This window comes from Kitasatospora purpeofusca (assembly GCF_000718025.1).
In the GTDB taxonomy this organism is placed as follows: Bacteria; Actinomycetota; Actinomycetes; order Streptomycetales; family Streptomycetaceae; genus Kitasatospora; species Kitasatospora purpeofusca.
Genome location: NZ_JODS01000007.1, coordinates 71,488 through 79,835, shown reverse-complemented (window position 1 = coordinate 79,835; position 8,348 = coordinate 71,488). Strand labels below are relative to the sequence as shown.

The following is an 8,348-nucleotide window of genomic DNA, read 5'->3' as shown; positions in this document are numbered from 1 at the left end:
AGATGTCGTCCGACCAGAACGCCCGGAACGACCGGTCCGAACGGGCCGACAAGCCGTCCATCCTCGGACCGGCCGCCGGCTTCGGCGTGACCTTCAAGGCCATGTTCAAGAAGCGGCTCACCGAGCAGTACCCGGAGCAGAAGAAGCCCACCGCCCCGCGTTTCCACGGCCGCCACCAGCTGAACCGGCACCCGGACGGCCTGGAGAAGTGCGTGGGCTGCGAGCTGTGCGCCTGGGCCTGCCCGGCCGACGCGATCTACGTCGAGGGCGCGGACAACCGCGAGGACGAGCGCTACTCGCCCGGTGAGCGGTACGGGGCGGTCTACCAGATCAACTACGCCCGCTGCATCCTGTGCGGGCTCTGCATCGAGGCCTGCCCGACCCGCGCGCTCACCATGACCAACGAGTACGAGCTCGCGGACTCCTCCCGCCAGGACCTCATCTTCACCAAGGAGCAGCTGCTGGTCGGCCTCTCCGAGGGCATGGTCGACAGCCCGCACTCGATCTTCCCCGGCGCCGACGAGGGCGCCTACTACCGGGGCGAGATCACCGCGGCGGCGCCGGGCACGGTCCGTCAGGAGCCGACCGAGCGGGAGAAGGAGGCCCAGTCGTGAGCGCCGCCACCTCGCTGAACCTCGCGGCCGTGACGGGCGCGACCTCCACCGGTGAGGCCGTCCAGTTCTGGGTGCTCGCGGTGATCGCCGTCGGCGGCGCGCTCGGGACGCTGCTGATGCGCAAGGCGGTGCACAGCGCGCTCTGCCTGGCCGCCACCATGCTCGCCCTGGCGGTCTGTTACATGGCCCAGGGCGCGGTGTTCCTGGGTGTGGTGCAGATCGTGGTCTACACCGGCGCGATCATGATGCTCTTCCTGTTCGTGGTGATGCTGGTCGGCGTGACCAGCGCGGACTCGCTGAAGGAGCAGCTGAAGGGCCAGCGGTTCGCCGCCGCGCTCTGCGGCCTCGGCTTCGGCGTGCTGATGGTCGCCGGGATCGCCAACGCCAAGCTGGACAGCTTCGCCGGTCTCGGCGAGGCCAACGCCGAGGGCAATGTCCAGGGCCTGGCCCGACTGATCTTCACCAAGTACGTGTGGGCCTTCGAGGTCACCGGGGCGCTGCTGATCACGGCCGCGATCGGGGCCATGGTGCTGACCCACCGCGAGCACGTGAAGGCCCCGAAGACCCAGCGCGAGCTGGCCGCCCAGCGGGTCGCCGACAACATCCAGGTGCCGCCGCTGCCCGCGCCCGGCATCTACGCCCGGCACAACGCGGTGGACATCCCGGCGCTGCTGCCGGACGGCTCGATCGCCGAGGACTCGGTGATGGCGACCCTGCGCGAGCGCGGCCAGATCCGCGACGTCAGCCAGGAGATGCTGGCCCGGATGGCCGAGCTGGAGTCCACCACCGCCGACTGGCTGGGCCGCCCGCCGTCCGAGCGCCCGCCGGTGACCGGCCCGCGCAAGGCCCTGGAGCCGGTGGCCGCCAACCACCCGGCGCCGGCGAACCGCCCGGCGTCCGACCACGACGAGGAGGGGGCGGAGTGAATCCGGTCAACTACCTCTATCTCTCCGCCCTGCTGTTCACCATCGGCGCCTCCGGCGTGCTGATCCGGCGGAACGCGATCGTCCTGTTCATGTGCGTCGAGCTGATGCTGAACGCCTCCAACCTGGCGCTGGTCACCTTCTCCCGGATGCACGGGAACCTCGACGGCCAGATCATCGCGTTCTTCACCATGGTGGTGGCGGCGGCCGAGGTCGTGGTCGGCCTCGCGATCATCGTCTCGATCTTCCGGACCAGGCATTCCGCTTCGGTCGACGACAGCAACCTGATGAAGCTGTAGGCGGAGGACCTCGGTGAACTCTCTCATTCCCCTGCTGGTCGCGGCCCCGCTGGCCGGTGCCGTCCTGCTGCTGCTCGGCGGCCGGGCCTTCGACCGCCTGGGCCACTGGCTGGCCACCGCGCTCGCCGCGCTCTCCTTCGGCTTCGGCCTCGCGCTGTTCTCGGACATGCTGGGCCGGGACGCGGAGGACCGCACCCTGACCCAGCACCTGTTCAGCTGGATCCCGGTGAACGGCTTCCAGGCCGACATCTCCTTCCAGCTCGACCAGCTCTCGATGACCTTCGTCCTGCTGATCACCGGCGTCGGCACCCTGATCCACCTCTACTCGGTGGGCTACATGGCGCACGACGAGCGCCGGCGCCGTTTCTTCGCCTATCTGAACCTCTTCCTGGCGGCCATGCTGCTGCTGGTGGTGGCCGACAACTACCTGCTGCTGTACTTCGGCTGGGAGGGCGTGGGCCTCGCCTCCTACCTGCTGATCGGCTTCTGGCAGCACAAGCCGAGCGCCGCCACCGCCGCCAAGAAGGCGTTCATCGTCAACCGCGTCGGCGACATGGGCCTGTCCATCGCGATCATGCTGATGTTCGTCGAGTTCGGCTCCTTCGCCTTCGAGCCGGTGTTCGGCGCCGCGGGCAGCGCCAGCGAGGGCAAGCTGACCGCGATCGGCCTGATGCTGCTGCTCGCCGCATGCGGCAAGTCCGCGCAGGTGCCGCTGCAGTCCTGGCTCGGGGACGCGATGGAGGGCCCGACCCCGGTCTCCGCGCTGATCCACGCGGCCACCATGGTCACCGCCGGCGTCTACCTGATCACCCGCTCCGGGGCGATCTTCAACCTGGCGCCGGACGCCCAGACTGCCGTGGTGGTGGTCGGCGCGGTCACCCTGCTCTTCGGTGCGATCGTCGGTTGCGCCAAGGACGACATCAAGAAGGCGCTGGCCGGCTCGACCATGTCGCAGATCGGCTTCATGATCCTCGCGGCCGGCCTCGGCCCGATCGGCTACGCCTTCGCCATCATGCACCTGGTGACCCACGGCTTCTTCAAGGCCGGGCTGTTCCTCGGTGCCGGGTCGGTCATGCACGGCATGAACGACGAGGTGAACATGCGTCACTACGGCGGCCTGCGGAAGTACATGCCGGTCACCTTCGTCACCTTCGGCCTCGGCTACCTGGCCATCATCGGCTTCCCCGGCCTGTCCGGCTTCTTCTCCAAGGACAAGATCATCGAGGCGGCCTTCGCCAAGGGCGGCACCGAGGGCTGGATCCTCGGCCTGTGCACCCTGGTCGGCGCCGCCGTCACCGCGTTCTACATGACCCGGGTGATGATCCTGACCTTCTTCGGCGAGAAGCGCTGGCAGCCGGACGCCGAGGGCCACGACCCGCACCCGCACGAGTCGCCGAAGACCATGACCGTCCCGATGATCGTGCTGGCCTTCGGCTCGGTCTTCGCCGGCGGGCTGTTCGCCTTCCACGAGTCCTTCCTCACCTGGCTGGAGCCGGTCACCGGGCACGAGGAGGGCAACTCCCCGCTCACCCCGCTGGTGGTCACCCTGCTCACCACCGCCTGCATGCTGGCCGGCGTCGCGCTCTCGTACCTCATGTACGGCCGCTCCGCCGTCCCGGTGGTGCCGCCGTACGGCTCCCCGCTCACCCGGGCCGCCCGCCGTGACCTCCTCCAGGACGACTTCAACCACGCCGTCCTGGTCCGCCCCGGTTCGGCGCTGGCCGCGGCGCTGGTCTACTTCGACAGCCGCGGCCTGGACGGTTTCGTCAACGGCCTGGCGGCCACCATCGGCGGCGTCTCCAGCCGGCTGCGGCGGATCCAGAACGGCTACGTCCGCACGTACGCGCTCTCCATGTTCGGCGGCACGCTGGTGCTGGTCGCCACGACTCTCCTGATGAGGTCCGTCTGATGCACCCGGATTACACACATCGAGGGGAGGCCGAGGCATGAGCGTCCTCCTCACCGCCACCTGCGCCGTCCCGGCGGTCGGTGCGGTGGTCACCGCCGCCCTGCCCGCCGGGTCCACCGAGGCGCGGCGGCGGAACACCAAGATCGTGGCGACGGTCTTCTCCGTCGCCACCCTGGCCCTGGCCGGCGCGGTGGCCGCGCGGTTCGACCCGGACGGCGCCCGCTACCAGCTGACCGAGTCCTACAGCTGGATCCGCTCCTTCGGCATCACCTTCGCGCTCGGGGTGGACGGCATCGGCGCCGTCCTCGCCCTGCTCACCGCCGTCCTGGTCCCGGTCGTGCTGCTCGCCTCCTGGCACGACGCGGACCCGGCCGTCGCACCGCCGGAGGGGTCGTTCGAGAACCGGCGGCGCACCCAGGCGTTCTTCGCCCTGGTGCTGGCGGTGGAGGCGATGGTGATCGTCTCCTTCTACGCCACCGACGTCTTCCTCTTCTACGTCTTCTTCGAAGCCATGCTGATCCCGATGTACTTCCTCATCGGCGGCTTCGGCGACCGGGCGGGCGGCCCCGAGTCCGCCCGCCAGCGCTCCTACGCGGCGGTCAAGTTCCTGCTCTACAACCTGCTCGGCGGCCTGGTCATGCTGGCCGCCGTGATCGGCCTGTACGTGATCGCGCAGGACCAGGGCCTGGGCACCTTCGACCTGCAGACGCTCACCGCGGCGGTCGCCGACGGCCGGCTGCAGATCGGCGGCACCGCGGAGAAGGCGCTGTTCCTCGGCTTCTTCTTCGCCTTCGCGGTCAAGGCCCCGCTCTGGCCGCTGCACACCTGGCTGCCGAACGCGATGGGCGAGGCCACCGCCGGCACCGCCGTGCTGATCACCGCCGTGGTGGACAAGGTCGGCACCTTCGCGATGCTGCGCTTCTGCCTCGGGCTGTTCCCGGACGCCTCGAAGACCTTCGCCCCGGCGATCCTGGTCCTCTCCCTGATCGGGATCGTCTACGGCGCGCTGCTGGCCATCGGCCAGAAGGACATCAAGCGGCTGGTCGCCTACGCCTCGATCTCGCACTTCGGCTTCATCATCATGGGCATCTTCGCGATGACCAGCCAGGGCCAGAGCGGTGCCACCCTCTACATGGTCAACCACGGCATCTCCACCGCCGCGTGGATGCTGGTGGCCGGGTTCCTGATCTCCCGCCGCGGCTCCCGGCTGATCGCCGACTACGGCGGCGTGCAGAAGGTCGCCCCGGTGCTCGCCGGGACCTTCCTGATCGGCGGGCTGGCGACGCTCTCGCTGCCCGGCCTGGCGCCGTTCGTCAGCGAGTTCCTGGTCCTGGTCGGCACCTTCAGCCGGTACCCCGCGGTCGGCATCGTCGCCACCTTCGGCATCGTGCTCGCCGCGCTGTACGCCCTGCTGCTCTACCAGCGCACCATGACCGGCCCGGTCAAGGAGGAGGTGCGCGGCATGCCGGACCTCAAGGTCCGCGAACTCGCCGTGGTCGCCCCGCTGGTGGCACTGACCGTGCTGCTCGGTGTCTACCCGAAGCCGCTCACCGACCTCGTCAACCCGTCGGTGAACGCCACCCTCTCGCAGGTGCACCAGACCGACCCGACGCCGGCGCACCCGGTGTCCGCCGACCACGGGACCGCCCAGGACGGGACCGCCCGCTCAGGAGGTGAGCACAAGTGAGCAGCACCGGATGGCTCGCCGCCGCCGGCGGCAGTACCCAGAGCATCCCCGCGCCGCACATCGAGTACGGCCAGCTGTCGCCGATGCTGGTGGTGTTCGGCGCCGCGGTGGTCGGCATCCTGCTGGAGGCCTTCCTGCCCCGGCGGCTTCGGCACTGGGCCCAGGTGGTGACCGCCCTGGTCGGCCTGGCCGGCGCCTTCGTCGCCGTCCTGGTGCTCGCCGTGCAGGGCTACGGCACCACCAAGGTCGGGGCGATCGCGATGGGCGCGGTCGCCCTGGACGGCCCGACGCTGTTCCTCCAGGGCGTGATCCTGCTGGTCGCGGTGGTCGCGGTGCTGACCTACGCCGAGCGCCGGCTGGAGCCCAAGGCCGGCGGCGAGCCGGCCGACGCCTTCGCCGCCCAGGCGTCCGCCACCCCCGGCGGCGAGCAGGAGCGCAGCGCGATCCGGGCCGGCTTCACCACCAGTGAGGTCTTCCCGCTCACCATGTTCGCGGTCGGCGGCATGCTGCTGTTCCCCGCCGCCAACGACCTGCTGACCATGTTCGTGGCGCTGGAGGTCTTCTCCCTCCCGCTCTACCTGCTCTGCGCGCTGGCCCGGCGCCGCCGGCTGCTCTCCCAGGAGGCGGCGGTCAAGTACTTCCTGCTCGGTGCCTTCGCCTCGGCGTTCTTCCTGTTCGGCACCGCGCTGCTGTACGGCTACGCGGGCACGGTGCGGCTCGGCGAGGTCGCCGAGGTCATCTCCGGGAACGCGCTGCTCACCCCGGCGCTGGTCTCCTCGACCCAGAACGACGCCCTGCTGCTGGTGGGCCTGGCGATGCTGACGGTCGGTCTGCTCTTCAAGGTCGGCGCTGTGCCGTTCCACTCCTGGACCCCGGACGTCTACCAGGGCGCGCCGACCCCGGTCACCGGCTTCATGGCGGCGGCGACCAAGGTGGCCGCGTTCGGCGCGGTGCTGCGGCTGTTCTACGTGGCCTTCCCGGCGCTGCGGCTGGACTGGCGGCCGGTGCTCTGGGGTGTGGCGATCCTCACCATGGTGGTCGGCGCGGTCCTGGCCGTCACCCAGCAGGACGTGAAGCGGCTGCTCGCCTACTCCTCGATCGCGCACGCCGGGTTCATCCTCACCGGTGTGATCGCCAGCAACCGGCAGGGCGTCGGCTCGGTGCTGTTCTACCTGCTGGCGTACTCCTTCGTGACCCTCGGCGCCTTCGCCGTGGTCACGCTGGTGCGCGACTCCAAGGGCGAGGCCACCCACCTGTCCAGCTGGGCCGGCCTCGGCCGGCGCTCCCCGCTGGTCGCGGCGGTGTTCGCGCTCTTCCTGCTGGCCTTCGCGGGCATCCCGCTGACCTCGGGGTTCACCGGCAAGTTCGCGGTGTTCCAGGCCGCGGCGGCGGGCGGCGCCACTCCGCTGGTGATCGTGGGTGTGCTCAGCTCGGCGGTGGCGGCTTTCTTCTACATCAGGGTCATCGTGCTGATGTTCTTCTCCGACCCGCAGCCGGGCGGCCCGACCGTCGCCGTCCCGAGCGCCTTCACGGCGACCGCGATCGGTATCGGCGTGCTGGTCACGATCGGGCTCGGACTGCTGCCGCAGTACTTCCTCGATCTCGCCTCGAAGGCAGTGTTCTTCGTCGGCTGACCGTCCGCCGACGGCCCGGCCGAACGCCCCGGCGGCGGTCCGGTCCGACCGCTCCGACGACCGTCCGGGTCGCGCCCCGTGCGCGGCCCGGACGCTTCGTTCGGGCATCCCCGCTGGCCAGCGGGGACGCCCCGCGCATGACAGAGCCGCACGCCCGTGCAGTGATCCACTCGTGACCGGATACCCTGCCTGTATGGCCAGCGGCGGCACTCAGGGACCGGGCCGCTAGATCGACCAGGGACAGAGGAGTGGTCTTCGTGACCGTCGTGGGACCCTTTGGGCTCAGCGTGCAGGACCGCGATCTGACCCGTGACGTCCAGGCCGGGATGGACGCGGTGGAGATCGCGCTCGCCGAGGCCGTCAAGAGCGACGTCCCCTTCATCACCGTCACCGCCAGCCATCTGATGGCCGCGGGCGGGAAGCGCTTCCGTCCGCTGCTGGTGCTGCTGTCCGCCCAGTTCGGCGATCCCGGCGCGACCGGCGTGATCCCGGCCGCCGTCGTGGTCGAGCTCACCCACCTCGCCACGCTCTACCACGACGACGTCATGGACGAGGCCCCGGTGAGACGCGGCGCCCCCAGCGCCAACTCGCGCTGGGACAACTCGGTCGCCATCCTGACCGGCGACTTCCTCTTCTCCCGCGCCTCCCAGGTGCTGGCCGACCTCGGCCCGGAGGCCGTCCGGCTGCAGGCCGACGCGTTCGAGCGGCTGGTCACCGGCCAGATCCTGGAGACCGCCGGCCCCGGCCCGGACGACGACCCGCTCGACCACTACCTGGGCGTGCTGGCCGGCAAGACCGGATCGCTGATCGCCGTCTCCTGCCGGATAGGAGCACTGGCGGCCGGCGCCGAGCCGTGGATGATCGACATCCTGAGCTCCTTCGGCGAGCGGATCGGCATCGCGTTCCAGCTGGCCGACGACGTGCTCGACATCGCCAGCGACGGCCACGAGTCCGGCAAGACCCCCGGCACCGACCTGCGCGAGGGCATCGAGACCCTGCCGACCCTGCTGCTGCGGCAGATGCCGGCCGACCCGTCCGACCCCGCCGACGCCCGGCTGCGCGAGCTGCTGCAGCAGGACCTCGCCGACGACGAGCTGCACGCCGAGGCCCTGCGGCTGCTGCGCCGCCACCCGGCGCTGGAGCACGCCCGCCGGGAGACCCTGCGCCACGCCGAGGAGGCCCGCGCGATGCTGGACCCGCTCCCGGACGGGCCGGCCAAGGACGCGCTCCAGGCGCTCTGCGACACGGTGGCCATCCGCACCATGTGACGCCCGCGGGCGGG

7 protein-coding genes are annotated in these 8,348 nt (G+C 70.7%); all 7 read left to right on the top strand.

Features of this window, described 5'->3' with window-relative positions:
* The first annotated feature begins 2 nt into the window (after positions 1-2).
* The 7 genes from nuoI to IF01_RS0113010 all read left to right on the top strand — a co-directional run bounded on the left by nuoI (position 3) and on the right by IF01_RS0113010 (position 8,334).
* Positions 3-614, top strand: coding sequence for an NADH-quinone oxidoreductase subunit NuoI (nuoI, locus tag IF01_RS0113040; protein ID WP_051740409.1), 612 nt, complete (start codon positions 3-5; stop codon positions 612-614).
* Entirely contained in the window at positions 611-1,540 is a 930-nt protein-coding gene (locus tag IF01_RS0113035) for an NADH-quinone oxidoreductase subunit J (RefSeq protein ID WP_369826062.1), read from the top strand. The genes nuoI and IF01_RS0113035 overlap by 4 nt, the downstream gene beginning before the upstream one ends.
* On the top strand, positions 1,537-1,836 hold the full coding sequence (nuoK, locus tag IF01_RS0113030; protein ID WP_030300898.1) for an NADH-quinone oxidoreductase subunit NuoK: 300 nt from the start codon (positions 1,537-1,539) through the stop codon (positions 1,834-1,836). The genes IF01_RS0113035 and nuoK overlap by 4 nt, the downstream gene beginning before the upstream one ends.
* Before the next feature lie 13 nt (positions 1,837-1,849).
* A complete protein-coding gene (gene nuoL / locus IF01_RS0113025) occupies positions 1,850-3,745 on the top strand; it encodes an NADH-quinone oxidoreductase subunit L (RefSeq protein WP_030393520.1) in 1,896 nt (631 codons plus the stop codon).
* A 37-nt stretch (positions 3,746-3,782) separates the two neighbouring features.
* Positions 3,783-5,432 carry an NADH-quinone oxidoreductase subunit M gene (locus IF01_RS0113020; RefSeq protein ID WP_030393519.1) on the top strand — a complete coding sequence of 550 codons (1,650 nt, stop codon included), beginning with the start codon at positions 3,783-3,785 and terminating at the stop codon, positions 5,430-5,432.
* Complete coding sequence (nuoN, locus tag IF01_RS0113015) at positions 5,429-7,066, top strand: NADH-quinone oxidoreductase subunit NuoN (protein WP_030393518.1); 1,638 nt, start codon at positions 5,429-5,431, stop codon at positions 7,064-7,066. The genes IF01_RS0113020 and nuoN overlap by 4 nt, the downstream gene beginning before the upstream one ends.
* Before the next feature lie 257 nt (positions 7,067-7,323).
* Positions 7,324-8,334 carry a polyprenyl synthetase family protein gene (locus IF01_RS0113010; protein WP_030393517.1) on the top strand — a complete coding sequence of 337 codons (1,011 nt, stop codon included), beginning with the start codon at positions 7,324-7,326 and terminating at the stop codon, positions 8,332-8,334.
* Positions 8,335-8,348 lie beyond the last annotated feature (14 nt).